The sequence below is a fragment of the Pseudomonas sp. PWP3-1b2 genome (assembly GCF_049896045.1).
GTDB classification, from domain to species: Bacteria; Pseudomonadota; Gammaproteobacteria; order Pseudomonadales; family Pseudomonadaceae; genus Aquipseudomonas; species Aquipseudomonas antarctica_B.
On the sequence record NZ_JAFCTN010000023.1, the window covers coordinates 60,355 to 80,195 of the forward strand.

General features: G+C 57.2%; 16 protein-coding genes and 1 other RNA gene. 9 read left to right on the forward strand and 8 right to left on the reverse strand.

The features are described 5' to 3' along the window. Positions 1–68: 68 nt before the first annotated feature. From ACP7A2_RS16440 to ACP7A2_RS16455, 4 genes are read left to right on the forward strand one after another with little or no spacing between them, the layout of a single operon-like run. Positions 69–1,556 carry a type I restriction-modification system subunit M gene (locus ACP7A2_RS16440; RefSeq protein ID WP_057396616.1) on the forward strand — a complete coding sequence of 496 codons (1,488 nt, stop codon included), beginning with the start codon at positions 69–71 and terminating at the stop codon, positions 1,554–1,556. Then, positions 1,549–2,727, forward strand: a complete 1,179-nt coding sequence (locus ACP7A2_RS16445) for a restriction endonuclease subunit S (protein ID WP_426135068.1) — start codon at positions 1,549–1,551, stop codon at positions 2,725–2,727. The genes ACP7A2_RS16440 and ACP7A2_RS16445 overlap by 8 nt, the downstream gene beginning before the upstream one ends. 36 nt (positions 2,728–2,763) lie before the next feature. After that, the gene (locus ACP7A2_RS16450) at positions 2,764–3,099 is read left to right on the forward strand and encodes a 3'-5' exonuclease (RefSeq protein WP_230853156.1); all 336 of its coding nucleotides are present in this window, start codon (positions 2,764–2,766) and stop codon (positions 3,097–3,099) included. Between the two features lies 1 nt (position 3,100). Next, positions 3,101–6,577, forward strand: coding sequence for a DEAD/DEAH box helicase family protein (locus tag ACP7A2_RS16455; RefSeq protein ID WP_057396619.1), 3,477 nt, complete (start codon positions 3,101–3,103; stop codon positions 6,575–6,577). A 145-nt stretch (positions 6,578–6,722) separates the two neighbouring features. On the opposite strand, the gene ACP7A2_RS16460 is transcribed toward ACP7A2_RS16455, so the two are convergent. From ACP7A2_RS16460 to ACP7A2_RS16480, 5 genes are all read right to left on the reverse strand, one after another. Continuing rightward, entirely contained in the window at positions 6,723–7,979 is a 1,257-nt protein-coding gene (locus tag ACP7A2_RS16460; RefSeq protein ID WP_426135069.1) for an integrase domain-containing protein, read from the reverse strand. Positions 7,980–8,166: 187 nt separating this feature from the next. Further along, positions 8,167–8,563: a transfer-messenger RNA gene (gene ssrA, locus ACP7A2_RS16465) on the reverse strand. A 104-nt stretch (positions 8,564–8,667) separates the two neighbouring features. After that, positions 8,668–8,946, reverse strand: a complete 279-nt coding sequence (locus ACP7A2_RS16470) for a hypothetical protein (RefSeq protein ID WP_426135070.1) — start codon at positions 8,944–8,946, stop codon at positions 8,668–8,670. Between the two features lie 136 nt (positions 8,947–9,082). After that, positions 9,083–11,893 (reverse strand): FAD-binding and (Fe-S)-binding domain-containing protein, encoded by a 2,811-nt coding sequence (locus ACP7A2_RS16475; protein WP_426135071.1) that lies wholly within the window; start codon positions 11,891–11,893, stop codon positions 9,083–9,085. A 70-nt stretch (positions 11,894–11,963) separates the two neighbouring features. Continuing rightward, complete coding sequence (locus ACP7A2_RS16480) at positions 11,964–13,658, reverse strand: lactate permease LctP family transporter (RefSeq protein ID WP_426135072.1); 1,695 nt, start codon at positions 13,656–13,658, stop codon at positions 11,964–11,966. A 252-nt stretch (positions 13,659–13,910) separates the two neighbouring features. On the opposite strand from ACP7A2_RS16480, the gene ACP7A2_RS16485 reads away from it, so the two are divergent. Beyond that, on the forward strand, positions 13,911–14,678 hold the full coding sequence (locus tag ACP7A2_RS16485; RefSeq protein ID WP_348057045.1) for an FCD domain-containing protein: 768 nt from the start codon (positions 13,911–13,913) through the stop codon (positions 14,676–14,678). A gap of 38 nt (positions 14,679–14,716) precedes the next feature. Here ACP7A2_RS16485 and smpB read toward each other — a convergent pair whose 3' ends face one another. Beyond that, positions 14,717–15,199, reverse strand: coding sequence for an SsrA-binding protein SmpB (gene smpB, locus ACP7A2_RS16490; RefSeq protein WP_003235073.1), 483 nt, complete (start codon positions 15,197–15,199; stop codon positions 14,717–14,719). 166 nt (positions 15,200–15,365) lie between these two features. Between smpB and ACP7A2_RS16495 the strand changes: the two genes are divergently transcribed. Continuing rightward, positions 15,366–15,800: a type II toxin-antitoxin system RatA family toxin gene (locus tag ACP7A2_RS16495; protein WP_348057047.1), complete on the forward strand. Its 435-nt coding sequence runs from the start codon at positions 15,366–15,368 to the stop codon at positions 15,798–15,800. After that, entirely contained in the window at positions 15,793–16,092 is a 300-nt protein-coding gene (locus ACP7A2_RS16500) for an RnfH family protein (RefSeq protein WP_426135073.1), read from the forward strand. The genes ACP7A2_RS16495 and ACP7A2_RS16500 overlap by 8 nt, the downstream gene beginning before the upstream one ends. Positions 16,093–16,155: 63 nt before the next feature. On the opposite strand, the gene ACP7A2_RS16505 is transcribed toward ACP7A2_RS16500, so the two are convergent. Further along, positions 16,156–16,683: an outer membrane protein assembly factor BamE gene (locus tag ACP7A2_RS16505; protein WP_426135074.1), complete on the reverse strand. Its 528-nt coding sequence runs from the start codon at positions 16,681–16,683 to the stop codon at positions 16,156–16,158. 98 nt (positions 16,684–16,781) lie between these two features. Between ACP7A2_RS16505 and fur the strand changes: the two genes are divergently transcribed. Further along, positions 16,782–17,186, forward strand: coding sequence for a ferric iron uptake transcriptional regulator (gene fur, locus ACP7A2_RS16510; protein ID WP_024077449.1), 405 nt, complete (start codon positions 16,782–16,784; stop codon positions 17,184–17,186). A gap of 84 nt (positions 17,187–17,270) precedes the next feature. Here the strand turns inward: fur and recN are convergent, their stop codons facing one another. Then, positions 17,271–18,944: a DNA repair protein RecN gene (gene recN / locus ACP7A2_RS16515; protein ID WP_348057053.1), complete on the reverse strand. Its 1,674-nt coding sequence runs from the start codon at positions 18,942–18,944 to the stop codon at positions 17,271–17,273. A gap of 254 nt (positions 18,945–19,198) precedes the next feature. Between recN and grpE the strand changes: the two genes are divergently transcribed. Beyond that, positions 19,199–19,759: a nucleotide exchange factor GrpE gene (gene grpE / locus ACP7A2_RS16520; RefSeq protein ID WP_426135075.1), complete on the forward strand. Its 561-nt coding sequence runs from the start codon at positions 19,199–19,201 to the stop codon at positions 19,757–19,759. Positions 19,760–19,841: the final 82 nt, after the last annotated feature.

Here is a 19,841-nt window from a genome sequence, read left to right on the forward strand (position 1 = left end):
GGCCTATTGCCCGCATTGTTGCTGCGCTGGGCAGTAAACCCATTATTCAATCCAGGTAGTTATCAGTAGTGATCACAGGCGCCATCAAATCCCAAGTTGACCAGATCTGGAATGCGTTCTGGAGCGGCGGTATTTCCAATCCCATGGAAGTCATCGAACAGATGACCTACCTGCTGTTTATCAAGCGTCTCGACGAGTTGCAGACGGTTAAAGAGCGTAAGGCCGCGCGCACCGGGCAGCCGATTGATAATCCGATTTTCAGCCCCTACCAGGCAGATTTACGCTGGGCGGCGTTCAAGGCACTGGGTGATCCTGCCAGCTTATATACGTTGATTGCTGACAAGGTCTTCCCTTTCATCAAGTCGCTGGGCGGCGAAGATGGCGAGTCCACCTACGCCGTGCATATGAAGGATGCGCGCTTTACCATCCCCAATCCGGCGTTGCTGGCCAAGGTGGTGGACATGCTCGACGCCATCCCCATGGAAGACCGCGACACCAAGGGCGACCTCTACGAATACATGCTCGGCAAGATTGCCAGCGCAGGGCAGAATGGTCAGTTCCGTACGCCTCGGCACATTATCAAGTTGATGGTCGAAATGATGGCGCCCAAACCGTCGGACACCATTTGTGATCCGGCCTGCGGCACCGCTGGTTTTCTGGTGGCGGCTGCCGAATACCTCAACACTCACCACAGTCATGAGTTGTACCAAGACGCGGCCAGCGCCAAGCGCTTCAACCACGACACGTTTCACGGTTTCGACTTCGACAGCATCATGCTGCGCGTTGGTTCGATGAACATGTTGCTGCACGGAGTGGAAAACCCGGCGATTGAAAACCGCGACTCGCTCAGCGAAGGCCATGCTGGCGTCGAAGGTCAGTTCAGTCTGATTCTAGCCAACCCGCCGTTTGCTGGTAGCTTGGATTACGAGGCCTGCGCAAAGGACTTGCAGCAAATCGTCAAAACCAAAAAGACTGAGTTGTTGTTTCTTGCCCTGTTTCTGCGCCTCATGAAGGCCGGTGGCCGCGCGGCGGTGATTGTCCCGGACGGCGTATTGTTCGGCTCCAGTAAGGCGCACAAGGCGCTGCGTCAGATGCTAGTGGAAGAGCACAAGCTGGACGGCATTGTTTCAATGCCGTCGGGCGTATTTCGCCCCTACGCGGGGGTGTCCACTGCCATCTTGCTGTTTACCAAAACCAACTCAGGCGGCACTGACCATGTCTGGTTTTACAACATGCAAGCTGATGGGTTCTCGCTGGATGATAAGCGCACCGAACTAGATGCGAGCAAACATGAATGCAATAACCTGCCTGACGTCCTTGACCGCTGGCACAAGCGAAAGACCAGCGCGGGCCTTGACCGTACCGCGCAATGCTTTCTGGTTCCCAAGGCTGAAATCGTCGACAACGACTATGACTTGTCGATTAACCGCTACAAGGAAGTAGTGTACGAAGAAGTGCAGCACGAAGCTCCGCAGAAAATTCTGGCCGAGTTGAAAACGCTGGAAGCGGAGATTATGCGAGGGATGGAAGAGTTAGAGGAGATGATCGGTGAGTAATCTGGTGGCGCTAGGCGAATGCACTGATCGATGTCTGACTTGGAGTCCAGCATCAGAAGATCCTGATGGTGAGATTGATTACATTGACCTGTCATCAGTCGATAAAGATACAAAGCGCATCGAAGGCATTAGCCCTATAGCATGTTCGGATGCACCATCTCGTGCGCGACAAATTGTTAAGACCGGAGACATTCTTGTCTCAACCGTGCGTCCTAATCTAAACGGTGTGGCTATTGTGCCAACTGAGCTTGATGGTGCAACGGCCTCAACTGGCTACACCGTTTTACGACCGCGTTCGAACAGGGTTGATAGTTCATATCTTTTTCATTGGGTAAAGCACCCAAAGTTCGTTGGCGAGATGGTGCGCCTAGCCACAGGAGCGAGCTATCCGGCTGTAAGTGACAAAATCGTTCGTGCGGCAATGATTCCGCTCCCTCCGCTCCCCGAACAGCGCCGTATTGCGGCAATTTTGGACAGGGCCGACGCGCTGCGTGCCAAGCGTCGTGAAGCCATCACCAAGCTCAATCACTTGCTGCAATCTTTGTTTCTGGAGATGTTCGGCGACCCGATGACCAACCCGAAGGAGTGGCCGGAAAAGCCCCTATCTGAAGCAGTCAATCCAGGGACAATTGTCACTTACGGGATCGTTCAGGCCGGTAAGGAGTTTGCTGGCGGCACTCCATATATCCGTACGGGCGATATCACTGACGGAGAGATAATTGAAGTAGGACTAAGACGGACCGATCCAGTAATTGCGAAGAAATTCAGTCGGTCCCGTGTCGAAGCGGGCGATATCGTCATGAGTATCCGAGCGACCGTCGGGACCACTGCACTTGTACCCAAGTCCTTGGATGGAGCGAATTTAACGCAGGGGACCGCACGTATTGCGGTAGGCGAAAAGATCGCACGGAATTTTGCTCTACACCACCTTCGCTCTGCGGGAACTCAGCGCTGGATTGAAAGGCAGGTTAAAGGTGCGACATTTCGTGAGATCACTCTTGGTCGATTGAGGGAGCTTCCTATGATGATTCCGCCAAGAAACCTACAAGATAAGTTCGATTTGATATGTCAGCACATCATTAAAAATGCCTTAGCCTCTCAATCAAGTTCGGCAGGGCTAGAGAAGCTGTTTACTTCACTGCAACAACGGGCATTTGAAGGAAAACTTTAGTCCTCGAACTGGTACTCCATCTGCATCGAGCGGGCGTTGAGTGAGGCTGACATCGCCTTTGCCTCGGGCCAGTCGCCCAGGGGTCGTAGTGCGTTGTATGGCAATGAGGATGCAGTCAAGATCGTCAGCATGCATTCGAGCAAAGGCTTGGAGTTCGGTCTGGTGCTGATTCCTGGCCTGGGTGACATGCCGAAAAAGGGCGAAGATGAGGCAGGCGAGGCGCGTTTGCTTTATGTGGCCATGACCCGCGCGATTGATCGGCTGGTGATGAGCTACCGCGAGCCTTCCAGCTTTACCCGCAGGATTCAGGATTCAATAGGCAGCGTGCGCCAGCACCTGGACGAGATGGACTCACAGAAGGCAACCGGTTGATATGAGCAACTTTGAATTTCTAATCCCCGAATTTAAAGCGCTATTTGAGCCGGCCAAGGGCGCGGAGCAGTTGGTGTATTCCGACCCGCGTGCCTGTTGCATGCGTACCCGGCATGCGCTGGAGCAGACGGTGCATTGGCTGTACGAGCATGACCGTGACCTGCGCATGCCTTACGACAACGGTCTGAATTTGCTGTTGACTCAGGTGGAGTTTGTGCGCCTATTGCCGCCGCAAATCCATCAGAAGGCGCGCTTGATTCAGAAATTTGGCAATCAGGCGGTGCACTCCAATCAACCGATTGGCTACAGCGATGCGATGAAGTTGGTGCGCGAGCTGTTTCATTTGCTGTTCTGGCTGGCGCGCACCTATACCCGCGCCAGCGAACCAAAAAGCATCGACGCCGCGTTTGACGAAAAACGCGTGCCGCAGTTGGTCAGCGTTAGCGAGGCGGCAGCCTTTACTCGTGCTGAGCTGATAAAGCAGGAAGCCAAATTCCAGCAACAGATTGCAGCCCAGCACGGCACCCTTGAAGCCCGAGAGGCGGCGATTGCCGAGCAAGCCGCAACCCTAAGTGAACGCGAGTCGCTGCTGGCGCGACTGGATGCTGAGCTGGTTGCCACACGAGCGGCGCTGGCCCAGGCCAAGGCGACCAATATCGCAGTGCCGGATAACCATGATTACGACGAGGCCGACACCCGCCGTTTGTTTATCGATGTGCTGCTGCGCGAGGCCGGTTGGGAATTGGGCAAAAACGCTGACGCTGAAGTGCCAGTCAGCGGCATGCCCAACGGGCAAGGTGAGGGTTTTGTCGATTACGTGCTGTGGGGTGCCAACGGCAGACCATTGGCGGTGGTGGAAGCTAAGCGCAGCCTGAAAGACCCGGACGTGGGGCAGCAGCAAGCCAAGTTGTACGCCGATTGCCTGGAAGCCGAGAAGGGCCAGCGGCCGCTGATTTTCTACAGCAACGGTAACCACACCTGGCTGTGGGACGACCGCCGTGCGCCGCCACGCGAAGTGCAGGGTTTTTACACCCGCGATGAGCTGGAGTTGGCGATTCAGCGGCGCAGCCTGCAAACCGACTTGCGCGAACTGCCGATCAATAGCGAGATTGTTGAGCGGGCGTATCAACACCGGGCGATTCGAGCGATGACCGAATCACTGAGTCAGGGCCGCCGCGCCGGTTTGCTAACCATGGCCACCGGCACTGGCAAGACACGGATGTCGATTGCCCTGATCGAGCTGTTGATGCGGGGTAACTGGGTCAAGCGCGTGCTGTTTCTGGCTGACCGGGTAGCCCTGGTAAAACAAGCCGCAAATGCCTTCAAGGAGTTCCTGCCGGACTCCAGTCCTGTCAATCTTGTTACCGACAAAAATGGCCAAGGTCGGGTGTATCTGTGCACCTATCCGACCATGATGGGTTTGATCGACCAGATGGAGGGCGACCGTCGCAAGTACGGCGTTGGCCATTTCGACCTGATCGTGATCGACGAGGCGCACCGCAGTGTTTACCAGAAGTACGGCGCGATTTTCCGTTACTTCGACAGTTATCTAGTGGGCCTGACCGCTACCCCGCGTGACGAAGTGGATCGCGATACCTATCACCTGTTCGGTCTGGAAACCGGTGTACCGACCGATGCCTACGGCCTGAATGAAGCGGTGGATGATGGTTATCTAGTGCCGCCCAAGGCTTATTCGGTGCCGATCAAGTTTGTTCGCGAAGGCATCCGTTACGACCAGCTCAGCGATGATGAGAAAGAGCATTGGGAGTCGCTGGATTGGGGCGATTACAGTGCCGAAGGTGATGCACCTACCGAGGTGCTAGCGTCTGAGGTCAACAAGCAGCTATTCAACGAGCCAACCGTTGACCTGATGCTAAAACACTTGATGCAAAATGGCCTGACAGTGGAGGGTGGCGACAAGCTCGGCAAGACCATTATTTTTGCAGTGAACCAAAAGCACGCCGATTTTATCGCACGGCGCTTCAATCATCATTACCCGCACTTTAAGGGGGAGTTTGCCCGGGTGATCACCCATGCAGTGAGTTATGCGCAGACCCTGATCGATGACTTCAGCAGCAAACTGAACAAGCAGCCGCAGATCGCCATTTCAGTGGATATGCTCGATACCGGCATCGACGTGCCACAGGTGTTGAATTTAGTGTTCTTCAAGGCCGTCCGCTCAAAGGTGAAGTTCTTGCAGATGATCGGCCGCGGCACGCGCCTATGCCCGGACCTGTTTGCGCCTGGTGTGCACAAGCGCGAGTTCGCCATCTTCGACTTCTGCGCCAACTTCGAATACTTCAACGAAAACCCCAAAGGCGCTTTGGGCGGTACGGCCGAACCGCTAGGCAAGCGGTTGTTCAAAGCGCGGCTGGATCTGCTGTCGTTGTTAGCGCCGAAGGACGTTCGCGAGCCTGTTGATCTGGCGGAGACCAGAGGCCAGTACGATGCCTTTGTCGAGCTGCGCAGGGAGTTGACCGACGAGCTGCACGACGAAGTCGCGGCGATGAATAAGGACAACTTCATCGTGCGTACCGAACTTGAGCACGTAACCCGCTTTGCCGAGCGTGAAGTTTGGAATGCGCTGGATGATGCAGCGCTGGGTGATCTGCGCAGTCACGTCGCCGGCTTGCCGAGTGAGCGCGCTCCTGAGCACATATCCGCCAAGTTGTTCGATCTCCTATGCCTGAATTTGCAGCTGGGGTTACTTCGCTCGACCAGCGACTTCGTGACATATCGTGACAAGGTAGTCGAGCTGGCCAGCCAGTTAGAAGTGATGGACAGCATTCCGGCAGTGCATGCTGAGCTTGCGTTGCTTCAGGACGTGCAAACCGACGAGTACTGGCAGGACATCAGCTTGCCGATGCTTGAGCAACTGCGGCGCAAGATGCGTGAGCTGATCAAGTTTATCGAACGCCGCCTGAGCAACCCCGTTTATAGCGTGCTGAGCGACGAGATTGGCGAAGCGACTGTAGTCAACCTGAAAGATTTCAATACCGGCATCAACCTGGAGCAGTACAAGAAAAAGGTCGAAGCCTATATCCGTGGCAATGAGAACCATGTGGCCATCGCCAAGCTCAAGTTTAACCGGCCGCTGACGCCTAGCGATCTGAGCGAGCTGGAGCATTTTGTCTACGAGTCAGAACCGGTTCAGAGTCGTGAGCAGTTCGAGCAGTGCTACGGCACTGACCAACCGCTGACACTGCTGATCCGATCATTGGTAGGCTTGGATCGCAATGCCGCAAAAGAGGCTTTCGGTCAATTCCTCGACGAGAACCGCTACAGCAGTCAGCAGATTCGGTTTGTTGAAATGATCATCGAGCGTCTAACCCGGCAGGGCGTGATGGAAGCAGGTCAACTATATGAGCCGCCTTTTACCGCGCTGCACCACGAGGGATTAGACGGTGCGTTTGGCGACGCGGATGCCAACGCAATCATTTCGGTGATCGCCTCAATCAAACGCAGTGCGGCAGCCTGATGGCGACTGACTCAATCATGGGCGCTGCCCGGTTTGTGCTGGCGTCGGGGTTATAGGGTTTGGCTACGCGCTTGGCGACAGTCGCCACTTCTGTCGCCACGCTGCACGCCACGGATTACGCGGGTTGTCGCCATCCGGTGAATCCTCAGCGTATCGGCACGACGTTGCGGTCACTGGTTTGATTGATCGCAGATGCCGACAAGCTGCCCGTTGCCGCCTTCTGGATATGCTCACTCCACCAGGCCATCATCGGACGCCGGCGTTCGATGTAATCCGCCCGGTTGTAGGCGCTCCGAACTTCGTCTTTATCGACATGCGCCAGCGCGACTTCGATCAGCTCCGGATCCCACCCATGCTCGTTCAGGATGGTGCTGGCCATAGAGCGCATGCCGTGGCTGACCAAGCGGTTCTGGAAGCCCATGCGTTTCAACGCCATGTTGGCAGTCTGGCTGTTGGCGTGGGTGCGCGGATTTCTATCTGCCGGGAACACGTATTCCCTGTGGCCGCTGTGGGGCTTGAGCGTCTCCAGTAACGCGAGTGCCTGTTCGGTCAGCGGGATGGTGTGCGGACGACGCTTTTTCATGCGCTCCGGCGGGATGGTCCAGATGCGTTTGTCGAAGTCGATGTCTGCCCATCGGGTGGTGGCCGCTTCGGCAGGACGGGTCATGGTGTGCAGTTGCCATTCGATCAGGCAGCGGGTGATCCGCTTGATGCTGGCGTTCGCGATTTCGATCATGAGCTCGGACAGCTCATCTGGTCGTAGCGCGGCCATGTTTTCTTTTTTTGGCTTCTTGAATACCGCCCGAATGCCACTGAGGGGGTTAGCGAAAATCAGCCCGGAGTTTACCCCGTAGGTCATGATCTCATTGAGCCGTTGGCTCAGTCGCTTCACTGTCTCGAGACTGCCTTTAGCTTCTATTGGGCGAAGCAGTTCGATGACCATCGGTGCGGTAATTTTCGAGAGCGGCGTTGTTTTCAGGTCTGGAAATACATGCAGCGTGAGCGACCGCCAGATGTCTTCGGCGTACGCCGGCGTGACGGAGTCCTTCTTCAGCTCGAACCAGGCGGTGGCCACGTTCTCGAACGTATGTTCCGTCTCCGCTCGTTTGGCTTCGTCCTGTGCATTGCGTTGCACCTTGGGATCAATGCCTTGTGCAAGCAGCTCGCGCGCTTCCACCACTTTTTTCCTGGCGTTCGCTAGTGAGAGCTCTGGGTACGTGCCCAGCCCCATATTGATACGATTTTTGGTTACCGGCTCGCGGTAGTTGAAGTTCCACAGCATCGAGCCGTTGCTCCTGACTCGGAGCTGAAGGCCGTCACCATCGCTGAGGACGTAATCCTTGTCTTTTGCCTTGACTGCCTTGAGCTGGCGGTCGGAAAGGCGGAGGGCTGGAGCAGGCATGAGAGCTTCCTCTGACACCGTTTTGGTATTCCAAAAAATAGCACCGGATGGCTTGGAATACCATTTGGAATACCCAAACGGCTGGAACTCAAAAAACCTCTCCAGCGCCAAGTAGCGCTTAAACCCTTGATTTCACTGGATTTCAGGTACAAAAAAAGACGTCCGTGGACGTCTTTAGATGATGAAGTGGTGGAGCCGGGGGGATTTGAACCCCCGTCCGCCAGTACTCCGCTGTCGGTACTACATGCGTAGCCGTATCTATTAAGTTAACCCTCAGCGACCCGAAGGGCAGGGTGCTTTGGGCGAGTTGTGTAAGTTTTAGCCGCTTCGTCCACAACGTACTGCACGGCGATTCTGTTCTATATGACAATCACTTTGGGTTTACAGACATCCCCTGGTGATTGCTGGACCCGAAGGTACCAGAAGCTCAGGGCTAAGGCTGCTTACGCAGCGAGAGCGAATTCCTGGCCGTAGTTTTCGTCATTGGCAACTATAAGAAGTTGCAACAGTGGATTTACGAGTTCTGTTACCAACTCGGCATGCACCTAAAGTTTCGCGACCGGCGTCGAATCCTAAACGGCCCCGTGCTTGTAACTCGTTGTTTCTTAGTGAGTGACAAGCCTGTGCAGTGTACGCCAAACGGTTGGAGAAGGCCAACCCGAAGGTTGGCCTTGAGACGGCGACGGGTTTATTGGCCGCCTTTCTCGCTGTTCTGCATGTCTTGCAGGGCCTTGGAGGTAATCTCGATGCACTTCTTGTCATCGCCGGCGGCGTGAGCGGCCTTGGCTTGGGAGACAACGGTGTCGATTTCGCCTTTTTTGCCACTGGTATCAGTCGCCAGCAGAGCTTGGCCGTTGTTGATTTTGTCCAGGTTGATCTTGCACAGATCAGTTTCGCCGGCAGCGAAAACAGGGGAGGCCAGCATCGCAGCGGTAATGAACAAGCCAGCAAGAGCGGAACGCTTCATAGGGTATCTCCTTGCGAAAAAGGGCTCGACATTGCTGGCGTTCAAGGCATGCCAGCGACATCTCTGTTTAGCCTCGTTCGCCGAGGCCTATGCAGATGACTGCGCCGGCGCACAGGGGTTCTGTTTTTTTGCAGCTTTAATGCACGCGGGCCTGGGTGACGCGGTCCACGAGGTACACCAAACCGTGGTAATCAATGCCGCCGTGTTGGCTCAGGCCGATCTCGCACGTGCGGCTGGTGGAGATGCCTTCACTGCAGTGCTGCACGGCGTTTTTGAGGGTGCGCAGTGAATGGGCATTGAGTTGCGGGGTGGTGAAACCTTTGTCGCCGGCGAAGCCGCAACAGTGGATGCCTTCGGGGATCACCACGGTTTTCGAGCAGCGCCTTGCGAGGTCGATCAAGGCCTGGCTTTCGCCGAGGTGTTGGGTGCTGCAGGTGACGTGCACCGCAATCGGCGCTTCCTGCGGGGTGAAGTCGAGGCGGTCCATCAGGTGGGTGCGGATGAAACGCACTGGGTCGTAAAGGTCGAGGCGCGTTTCGCTGAGGTCTTGCACCAGCCGCAAAGTGCACGGGCTGGTGTCGCAATAGATGGGGTCGAGCCCGCCACGGCTGGCATGGAGCAGGGCGCCGATCAGTTCCTGGCGTTTGAGTTCGGCTTGCTCGGCGTAGCCTTTAGAGGCGAACGGTTGGCCGCAGCACAGACTGTCCTGATTGTCGGGAAACACGACTTGGTAACCGGCTTTTTCCAGCAGGCCACGGGTTTTGACGTACAGCGACATTTGCTCTTTATCACCGGCTGCCGGGCCCATGGCGCGTGAAACGCAGGCTGCCAGGTAGACCACGCGCGGTCGCTCATCAGTGACGGCGGGACTGAAACGTATGGCTTTTTCCGGCTGTGGCATGGCGCTGCTCCACTGCGGAATTTGGCCCTTGGACAGCTGCGTGACTTTTGCCGACAGCTTCGCCAGACGCGGCGCGCCCAACAGCATGCGTGCGCCATTGGCGACGTGCAGCGTAAAGCGCGCGCCTTGCAGTGCGGTAGCGAAATGGCTGGCGAGCCAATCGGCTGTTTTCGTACGGTCGGCGTCACGGCTGCGCAGCTTTTTCACCAGGTCGCCGGTATTAATGCCTACAGGGCAGCGCTGGGCGCACAGCCCGGTGGCGGCGCAGGTGTCGATGCCTTGGTAGTGATAAGCCGCCTTCAATTCAGTGGTGTCGATACCCGCGCGTTTTTTCGCCTGGATATCGCGCCAGATCACGATGCGTTGACGCGGGCTCAAGGTCAGGCCTTTCGAGGGGCAGACCGGCTCGCAGAAACCGCACTCGATGCACTTATCCACAAGCTCGTCAGCGGCAGGCAGTGGTTTCAGGTGTTTGAGGTGGATTTGGGGATCGTCGCTGAGCACCACGTCAGGGTTGAGGATGCCGTTCGGGTCAAGCAGGCGTTTGAGTTGCCACATCAATTGATAGGCATCGCTGCCCCATTCCAGCTCGACAAAGGGCGCCATATTGCGGCCCGTGCCGTGCTCGGCTTTCAGCGAGCCGCCGAATTCTACTGCCACCAGTTGCGCCACGTCGTCCATGAACGCCTGATAGCGTGCGACTTCTTCGCTGCTGTTGAAGCCTTGGGTGAAGACGAAGTGCAGATTGCCTTCCAGGGCGTGTCCGAAAAGGATCGCTTCGTCGTAGTGATGTTTGTCAAACAGTTCGATCAAGCGGTTCACGCCGATGGCCAGTTGTTCAACCGGGAAGGTCACGTCTTCGATGATCACTGTGGTGCCAGTTTTGCGCACGGCGCCGACGGCGGGGAAGGTGTCTTTGCGGATCGCCCACAGGCGCGCGTTTTCCACGGGGTCTTCGGTGAAGTCGACCTGTTTCTCCACCGGGAAGGACGCCAGGGACGCCATGATCAGCGCGAGTTGCTCATGCAGTAACGACGGCGACGCCGCGCGGGATTCGATCAGCAGTGCGCAGGCATTTTCCGATAGCTGCTGTACGAAAGCGGGCATGCCGGGTTTGTTCTGCACCGAGCGCATGCTGCGTCGGTCGAGCAGTTCAACGGCGGCGACCGGTTGGGTTTTCAGCACCGTCACCGCGTTGCAGCAGGTGTCGACATCCGGAAACACAATCAGCGCCGAAGCTTTGTTTGGATGGTCAATCACGGTGTCGTAGATCACTGCGCTGATGAAGCCCAGTGTGCCTTCGGAGCCCACCAGCAAGTGGCTGAGAATATCCAGCGGCTCATCGAAATCCACCAAGGCATTGAGTGACAAGCCGGTGGTATTTTTCAGACGGTATTTGTGGCGGATCTTTGCAGCCAACTCAGCGTTTGCCCGCGTCTCGCGGCCCAGCGTCGCCAGGCTTTCCAGCAGCGCGCCGTGGGTTTTGCGAAAAGCTGTGATGCTGGCGGCGTCTTCGGTGTCCAGGCGGCTGCCGTCGGCCAGGACCAATCGAATACCTGCCAGCGTGTGGTAGGTGTTTTGCGCCGTACCGCAGCACATGCCGCTGGCATTGTTGGCGACGATGCCGCCGATCTTGCAAGCGTTGATCGACGCCGGGTCTGGCCCGATCTTGCGTCCGAATGGCGCCAGCCACGCATTCGCATGTGCGCCGATCACGCCGGGCTGCAGGCGGATCTGCGTGCCTTGCCCGCGAATCTCGCGGCCGTTCCAATTATCGCCCAGCACAATCAGCACCGAATCGCTGATGGCCTGCCCGGACAAGCTGGTGCCTGCTGCGCGGAAGGTCACCGGCACGCGATCACGCTGGGCGAGTTGCAGCAGCGCCACGACTTCGTCTTCCGACTCCACACGAATTACCAGCTGTGGGATCAGCCTGTAAAAACTGGCGTCGGTGCCGAAAGCGAGAGTGGAAAGTGGATCGTCGAAGCGACGATCTTTCGGGATCAGTTGTGCGACGTCGCTCAGAAAAGCAGCAGGCAGGCTCATCGGTCCTCCAGAAATAGCAGACGCCGTACTCGGTGTCCGGCGTCGATTCTTACCCTATTACGTGCAGGTCTCAGTGCACCAGCATACCGGTGAACAGGTAGGCCTGCGCCAGTGTGATCAACCCGACGATCGTGGCAAAAAACAGGCTGTGTTTGAGGGTAAAGCGGAACAGGTCGGACTCTTTGCCCACCAAACCGGTGGCGGCGCAGGCCACGGCGATCGATTGCGGCGAGATCATCTTGCCCGTCACGCCGCCGCTGGTATTGGCCGCCACCAGCAGAACGTCATTGACGCCAATCTGGTGCGCGGTGGTGGCTTGCAGCGAACTGAACAGGGCGTTGGACGAGGTGTCGGAGCCGGTCAGAAAAACTCCCAGCCAGCCGAGGAAGGGGGAGAAGAATGGGAACGCCGCGCCGGTGCCAGCCAATACCAGCGCCATGGTCGAGGACATGCCGGAGTAGTTGGTGACGAAGGCGAATGCCAGCACCATGCCGATGGACAGGATCGGCCAGCGCAACTCGTAAAAGGTTTCTTTTAAAGTGGTCAGACCAGTTTTGATGTCGATTTTCAAAACCAGCATCGAGACCAGTGCGGAGAAGAAAATCGCGGTACCGGTGGCTGAGATCGGGTCCAGTTTGAACACGGCCGAAATAGCGGTCGGTTGGGTGACGATCGGTGCAACCTTGATCACCATCTGATCCAGGTGCGGGATTGCGAAGTTGAACACCCAGTTGTACATCGCGCCGCCCGTGGCGAACATTGCCTTGAAGGGCTTGAGGGTCCAGATCGTGACCAGCACGGTGAGAATCAAAAACGGCGACCAGGCTTTAAAGATTTGTCCCAGGCTGTAAGGCGACGCGACTGTTTGGCGCGGCAGGCCGAAGCCGCCAGCGCTGGCGGTGATTGTTGTGCCGCCGGTAGCGCCGGCAATCTGTGCGCCCGCGGTGCGCTTGGGTTGCCAGACTTTCAGGAACAGGGTCAGCGAGATGAGGCTGGCCAGCGCCGAGGTGATGTCCGGCAGTTCCGGGCCGATGAAGTTGGAGGTGAAGTATTGAGTGACGGCAAAGCTCAGGCCTGCGACCAGCGCCGCCGGCCAGGTTTCGCGAACGCCGCGCAGACCATCCATCATGAACACCAGCCAGAACGGCACGAACAGCGACAGCAGCGGCAGTTGGCGGCCGGTCATGGCGCCGATCTTGAACGCATCAATGCCGGTGACTTGGCCCGCCACGATGATCGGAATACCCAGCGCGCCGAAGGCGACCGGCGCGGTGTTGGCAATCAGGCACAGGCCGGCGGCGTACAGCGGGTTGAAGCCCAGACCGACCAGCAGCGCGGCGGTGATCGCCACGGGCGCACCGAAACCGGCGGCACCTTCAAGGAAGGCGCCGAAGCAGAAGCCAATCAACAGCACTTGCAGACGCTGGTCGTCGGTGATCGACAGCACCGAGCTGCGGATGATTTCGAACTGGCCGCTTTTGACGGTGAGTTTGTAGAGAAAGACGGCGGCGACGATGATCCAGGCAATCGGCCACAGGCCGTAGGCAAAGCCGTAACCGGCGGCGGCGAGCGCCATGTCCACGGGCATCTGGAATGCAAAGATTGCCACCAGAATCGACAGCCCCAGGGTAATGCTGCCGGCGACGTGACCTTTGAGGCGAAACACGGCCAGGGCGAGGAAGAAGAATACGATCGGAATAACGGCGGCCAGTGCGGACAGGCCGAGGCTGCCGAGAGGGCTGTAAAGCTGTTGCCAGGTTTGCATGGTGGGGTGGCCCCTGATTGTTGTTGTTTAGGCAGTCTGGATAATTGGTAATACCAATTTACAGTTGCTGTCGGCTAGAGTAAAAGCCTCGGTAGGGGTGTGTCAATTTGCCGCCCGCGAAACTTTCGTCGTAGGCGCTTGGGTGAGGTGTGCTGATCAGCTAAATCGCGGGCGTTCTGATAGGTGCTGCAAGCGCGGCGATAGGCCAGAATAGAGGGCCCGGCGAGGGGTCGGGATTGTGGAGAGCGAGTTATGGGGTTTGATCAGGTGCGTCAGCGCCGTTTGTCTGACGATATTGTCGAGCAGCTTGAGGGCATGATCCTTGAGGGCACGCTGAAGTCGGGCGAACGCTTGCCAGCCGAGCGCGCGCTGGCTGAGCAGTTTGGCGTGTCGCGCCCGTCGTTGCGCGAGGCGATCCAGAAGCTGGCGGCCAAGGGGCTGTTGGTCAGTCGCCAGGGCGGCGGTAACTATGTGGCGGACTCATTGGGATCAACCTTCAGTGACCCGCTGCTGCACCTGTTGGAAAATAACCCAGAGGCCCAGCGTGATCTGCTGGAGTTTCGCCAGACCCTCGAAGCGTCGTGTGCTTATTACGCTGCGCTGCGTGCAACGGAAGTTGATCGTGAGCGGCTGACGGCGGCGTTTGAGGCGTTGCAGGATTGCTATGCGCGTTCCGATGAGGTCAGTCGCGTGGAGGAGGGGGCGGCGGATGCGAGGTTTCACCTGGCTATTGCGGAGGCCAGCCATAACGCGGTGTTGCTGCACACTATTCGCGGGCTGTTCGATTTGCTCAAGCGTAACGTGGTGACCAATATCGGTGGCATGTACCAGCAGCGTACGGAAACCCGTGACATGCTGATCGGTCAGCACCGGGATCTGTACCTGGCGATTATTGAGGGGCGGGCCGAGCAGGCGCGCGAGGTCTCAACACGTCACCTGCTGTATGTGCAGGAAGTGCTGGAAGAGGTGCGTCAAGAAGTTCAGCGTGTGGCGCGGGCGGAGCGGCGCAAAGGCATGTAGCCCAGGGTGCTTGACCCAAGGCTACATTGACACAAGGATTAGTCTTCCTTGCCTTTGTTGCGCACGGCGCGGTGCAGCTCGCGATTGGAATCGCGTTCGCGCTCGGTGTCGCGCTTGTCGTATTCCTTCTTGCCCTTGCCCAGCGCGATCTCGCACTTGACCAGGTGCTTGCTCCAGTACCAGGACAGGCAGATGCAGGCATAGCCTTTCTGCTGTACGGCCGCCGCGAGCTTTTCGAGTTCTCGGGCGTTGAGCAAGAGCTTGCGCGTGCGCACCGGGTCGGCAATCACGTGGGTGCTCGCAGTGGTCAGCGGGGTGATATGACTGCCCAGCAGCCATGCCTCGCCATCTTTGAGCAATACGTAGCTGTCGACCAGTTGCAGCTTGCTGGCGCGCAGACTTTTTACTTCCCAGCCGGCCAGGACCAGACCAGCCTCGAACCGATGTTCGATGAAGTAATCGTGTCGCGCCTTTTTATTTTGCGCGATGGTCCCTGTAGGGTGTTTCTTTTGTTTAGCCATAGGGGCGGCATTATAGGGAGTTGCGAGCGTGTCGGCTACGGTCAACCTGCGTGCTTGAGCGTGTTGAGCGAATCCCGGACAATACGGGCAGTTCTTTGGTTTTTTTCTCTCGCGGATCCGGCTGTTTTTTCGCGATGTTTGCCTCAGCAGTGGAAGTAGCGCTTACATGACGACGCATATTCAACGTTCGGCTTTATTGCCCTATCCGGCGCAGGCGCTCTATGACCTGGTCAACGACGTGGCGCGTTATCCGGAATTTCTGCCGTGGTGCTCGACCGCCGAAGTGCTGGAGAGCAGTGATGAGCAGATGGTTGCGAGTGTTGGAGTGGCCAAGGCCGGTCTCAGTCAGCACTTTGTGACGCGCAATATTCTAGTGCCCGGAAAATCCATTGAGATGAATCTGGAGGAAGGGCCGTTCACTCAGCTGCATGGTGTATGGGTGTTCAAAGCGTTGACGGAGAAAGCCTGCAAGATCAGCCTGGACCTGTCTTTCGAGTACGCGGGGCCAATTGTGCGGGCGACCTTGGGGCCTTTGTTCAATCAGGCGGCGAATACGCTGGTGGATGCGTTTTGCCAACGAGCCAAACAACTGCATGGTTGAGATTGAAGTGGTGTACGCCGCCGAAGATCGCCAGGTGTTATTGGCGGTGGTCTTGCCATCAGGCACGAGTGTGAGGTCGGCGGTGCGGCTGTCTGGAATGGCGGCGCAATTCCCGCAGTTGGCGCTGTCTGAGTGCGCTCTGGGAATATTTGGCAAGGTGGTAGCGGACCCTGAGGTGCGCGCTGTGCAATCGGGCGACCGCATCGAGATTTATCGCCCCTTGCTGGCCGACCCTAAAGAGGCGCGCAGGCTGCGAGCGGCCAAGGCTGCGCTGGCCAAACAGAATTCGTAAGCCTGGCAATTTGCAGGCAACAAAAAGCCCGGCATGCCGGGCTTTTTGCTGAGCGCCGCACACTTACTGCGGGCTGGTGTCCAGAGGCTGTGGCGATGGGACTGGAACGGTCTCCACGCCATCGACGTCCTTCTGGATCTTGTCCAGCAAGGAGCCTGGCTTGGCCGGCACTTCGGACTTCGGTTGTTCGGCTTCCTGCGCTGGAGCCGGCACGGTGGTGCCGTTGTCTTTGCCCAGCAGCGCTTCATCACGGCTTACACCGGGCATGAAGTCACCGGACAGGCTGACAAGCTGGTCGTTGCCATTAAAAATGACGCTGACGCGCTCCTGTTGGCGTTCACCGCCACCAGGCTGGATGCTGTAGAGATAATCCCAGCGATCGGCATGGAAAGTGTCGGTCAGCAGGGGATTGCCCATAATAAACCGTACTTGCCGTCGGGTCATTCCCGGGCGTAACTGGTCTATCATGTCCTGCGTGACGACATTGCCCTGCTGGATGTCGATTTTGTAAACCCCGGGGAATGAACAACCGGCGAGTGCGAGCAGTCCCACAAAGGTGAAACTGGTTAGCAAGAGCTTGGTGTTTTGCATCGGTGGGCGACTTCCACTATCTTGGCTGGGACAACGTAAACGCCGATCATACCCGTATTAAGAGAAGCTGCGAAGCAGCATCCGCGAGAAAGCTAACCATGGTTGAAAATAGCGAACTACGCAAAGCCGGTCTTAAAGTGACTCTGCCACGAGTCAAGATTCTACAAATGCTCGATTCTGCTGAGCAGCGCCACATGAGTGCCGAGGATGTTTACAAGGCACTGATGGAGTCTAACGAGGACGTTGGCCTGGCTACGGTTTACCGTGTGCTGACCCAGTTTGAAGCCGCAGGGCTGGTGGTTCGTCATAATTTCGACGGCGGTCATGCAGTGTTCGAATTGGCTGACGGTGGTCATCACGATCATATGGTTGACCTGGATACCAATGAGGTTATCGAGTTCACCAGCCCGGAAATCGAGAAGCTCCAGAAGGCGATCGCCGAAGAGCACGGATTCGATTTGGTGGACCATAATCTGGTGCTGTACATCCGTAAGAAAAAGTAAAAACGACGCAGATTTGCTCTGCGAAACGCACGAAGGCGACCTCAAGGTCGCCTTCGTGCTTTCTATAGAGAGAAAAATGCCAGCTTAAGCCTTGGTTGCGACGACCATTTTCTTCGCATGAGCCAGGGACTCTTTGGTCAGGTCGATACCGCCCAGCATCCGCGCGACTTCTTCTACGCGCTCGGACTTGTTCAGCTTCGATACGGCTGTGTGCGTTGCGTCGCTGCCTCGTACCTTATGTACAAATAGATGTTGATGCCCTTGTGCCGCCACTTGCGGCAAGTGAGTGACTGTAAGCACTTGGCCTCGATCACCAAGGCGGCGCAGCAACTGCCCAACGATTTCCGCAGTCGGCCCGCCAATACCCACATCGACTTCGTCGAATACCAGCGTCGGGACGCGTGAGGTTTGCGCGGTAATCACCTGTATCGCCAGGCTGATGCGTGACAACTCGCCGCCAGAGGCTACTTTGGCCAAGGCCTTGAGTGGTTGCCCGGGGTTGGCGCTGACCAGCAGTTCCACTTGCTCAAGCCCATGGGGCTGCAATTCGTTGCTGGTATTGGTGCGCAATTCGATAGTGAAGCGGCCACCTGGCATGCCCAGGCGCTGAATTTCCTGCTCCACAGCGCTCGCCAAGCCGGTAGCAGCTTGCTGGCGCAGGTCGCTCAGCTCGCGGGCTTTCTCCTGGTAATGACGAGCGAAGGACGCGAGTTCTTCACCCAGTCGCTCGATAGACTCGTCATTCGCATTCAATGTCTCGATTTCATCCAGCAATTTCTGCTGCATGGTCGCCACTTCAGTCGGCTGGATTCGATGTTTGCGCGCCAGGGTATAGATGGTGTCGAGGCGTTCCTCGATTTCCTGCAGGCGCGCAGGGTCTGCATCAAAGTGATCCAGAAAGCGGTTCAGCTCGCCGACGGCTTCTTCTACCTGAATCTGCGCGCTGGTCAGTAACGTGGTGGCTTCGCTCAGAGAGCCCGAGCCACTGTTTACAGTCGACAGACGGTTGAGGCTCGCCGTCAGTGCATTCAGCACATTCCCTGAATCATTTTCGCTGCATTGCTCAACCACTTGGCGACAGATGCCCAGCAGGGTTTCGGCGTTGGTGAGGTTTTTGTGTTCCTGCTCCAGTTGCTCCAGCTCCGTTTCGCCAAGCCCCAGGCTTTCCAGCTCCTCAAGTTGGTAGCTGAGCAATTGATGGCGTGCGCGTTGCTCGTCGCCGGAATTGGAAAGGCGCTCCAGTTCCTGACGCGTTTGCCGCCAGCGTTGGGCGGCCAATTGCACTTGGCGGGCAAGGTCGGTTGCGCCGGCGTATTCATCGAGCAAGCGGCGGTGGGTGTCGGTTTTCAGCAGGGACTGGTGTTCATGCTGGCTGTGGATATCAATCAGCAATTCGCCCAGCGCTTTCAGGTCGCCGAGCGGGCAGGGCGTGCCATTGATGTAGCCACGCGAGCGCCCTTCAGCCGTGATGACCCGGCGCAGGATGCACGGGCCTTCATTATTAAGGTCGCGTTCGGTCAGCCAGACTTCGGCTTCGGGAATATCCGCAAGGTCAAAGGTGGCCAGAATGTCGGCCTTGTCTGCACCGGGGCGCACCACGCCACTGTCGGCGCGGTCGCCCAGGGTAAGGCCCAGTGCGTCGAGCATGATCGACTTGCCGGCGCCGGTTTCGCCTGTGATTACGCTCATCCCGCGATCCAGTTCCAGATCCAGATGTTCAACGATTGCGTAGTTATGTACGGACAGGTGCACGAGCATGACGGCCGCTCCCAGGCTTTAGGTCTGGTTATTTATACAGTGTTTTGTTCCGGGCTGACAATCCTGATGCTTAGCTCGATTTGCTTGAACAGTCGCGTTATTTAGCGCGAACAGGAATGAGCCGGCCGGAATTGATCTGCATCACTGGAAAGACTTTTGGTAACGCCTGCGCCCTTGAACCTGAAAATTGTGGCCCCATATACCGGAACAGAAGCGCGAGTTGAGTTCGCGCATGATTTTGAAAGGAGAAATCTATGGCTGACGAACAGACGCAGGATACGCAAACTCCAGATGCCAATTCGGCTGCCGCAGAAGAGCTGGCGACTCGCGTGCAAGTACTCGAAGAGCAATTGGCCGCTGCGCAGGATCAATCGCTGCGTGTGGCCGCCGACCTGCAAAACGTCCGCCGCCGTGCCGAGCAGGATGTTGAAAAGGCTCACAAATTCGCGCTGGAAAAATTCGCCAGTGATCTGTTGCCGATCATTGACAGCCTGGAGCGTGGTCTTGAGTTGTCCAATGCGGACGACGAAAACATCCGCCCGATGCGCGAAGGGATCGAACTGACCCTGAAAATGTTCCAGGACACCCTGAAGCGTTATCAGCTGGAAGCTATTGATCCGCAAGGCGGCGAACCGTTTAACGCTGAGCATCATCAGGCGATGGCCATGCAAGAAAGCCATGACCTTGAGCCTAACAGTGTGTTGAAAGTGTTCCAGAAGGGCTACCAACTCAACGGTCGCTTGCTGCGTCCGGCAATGGTGGTAGTGAGCAAGGCTCCTGCACCTGTTGCACCTTCTATTGATGAGCAGGCTTGAAATCAGTCGTAACGGCCCCATCTATAAGTCAAGCGTTTAAGTGCTACCGCAGTTAGCCACCACTGCTGCGGCAACCAAATTC

Coding starts and splice junctions, on each gene's coding strand:
- ACP7A2_RS16485 (WP_348057045.1), top strand. CDS start 13,911: ATGGGGTTTGATCAGGTGCGTCAGCGCCGTTTGTCTGACGATATTGTC.
- ACP7A2_RS16460 (WP_426135069.1), bottom strand. CDS start 7,979: ATGCCTGCTCCAGCCCTCCGCCTTTCCGACCGCCAGCTCAAGGCAGTC.
- ACP7A2_RS16475 (WP_426135071.1), bottom strand. CDS start 11,893: ATGAGCCTGCCTGCTGCTTTTCTGAGCGACGTCGCACAACTGATCCCG.
- ACP7A2_RS16470 (WP_426135070.1), bottom strand. CDS start 8,946: ATGAAGCGTTCCGCTCTTGCTGGCTTGTTCATTACCGCTGCGATGCTG.
- ACP7A2_RS16500 (WP_426135073.1), top strand. CDS start 15,793: ATGGTTGAGATTGAAGTGGTGTACGCCGCCGAAGATCGCCAGGTGTTA.
- recN (WP_348057053.1), bottom strand. CDS start 18,944: ATGCTCGTGCACCTGTCCGTACATAACTACGCAATCGTTGAACATCTG.
- smpB (WP_003235073.1), bottom strand. CDS start 15,199: ATGGCTAAACAAAAGAAACACCCTACAGGGACCATCGCGCAAAATAAA.
- ACP7A2_RS16455 (WP_057396619.1), top strand. CDS start 3,101: ATGAGCAACTTTGAATTTCTAATCCCCGAATTTAAAGCGCTATTTGAG.
- grpE (WP_426135075.1), top strand. CDS start 19,199: ATGGCTGACGAACAGACGCAGGATACGCAAACTCCAGATGCCAATTCG.
- ACP7A2_RS16480 (WP_426135072.1), bottom strand. CDS start 13,658: ATGCAAACCTGGCAACAGCTTTACAGCCCTCTCGGCAGCCTCGGCCTG.
- ACP7A2_RS16495 (WP_348057047.1), top strand. CDS start 15,366: ATGACGACGCATATTCAACGTTCGGCTTTATTGCCCTATCCGGCGCAG.
- fur (WP_024077449.1), top strand. CDS start 16,782: ATGGTTGAAAATAGCGAACTACGCAAAGCCGGTCTTAAAGTGACTCTG.
- ACP7A2_RS16505 (WP_426135074.1), bottom strand. CDS start 16,683: ATGCAAAACACCAAGCTCTTGCTAACCAGTTTCACCTTTGTGGGACTG.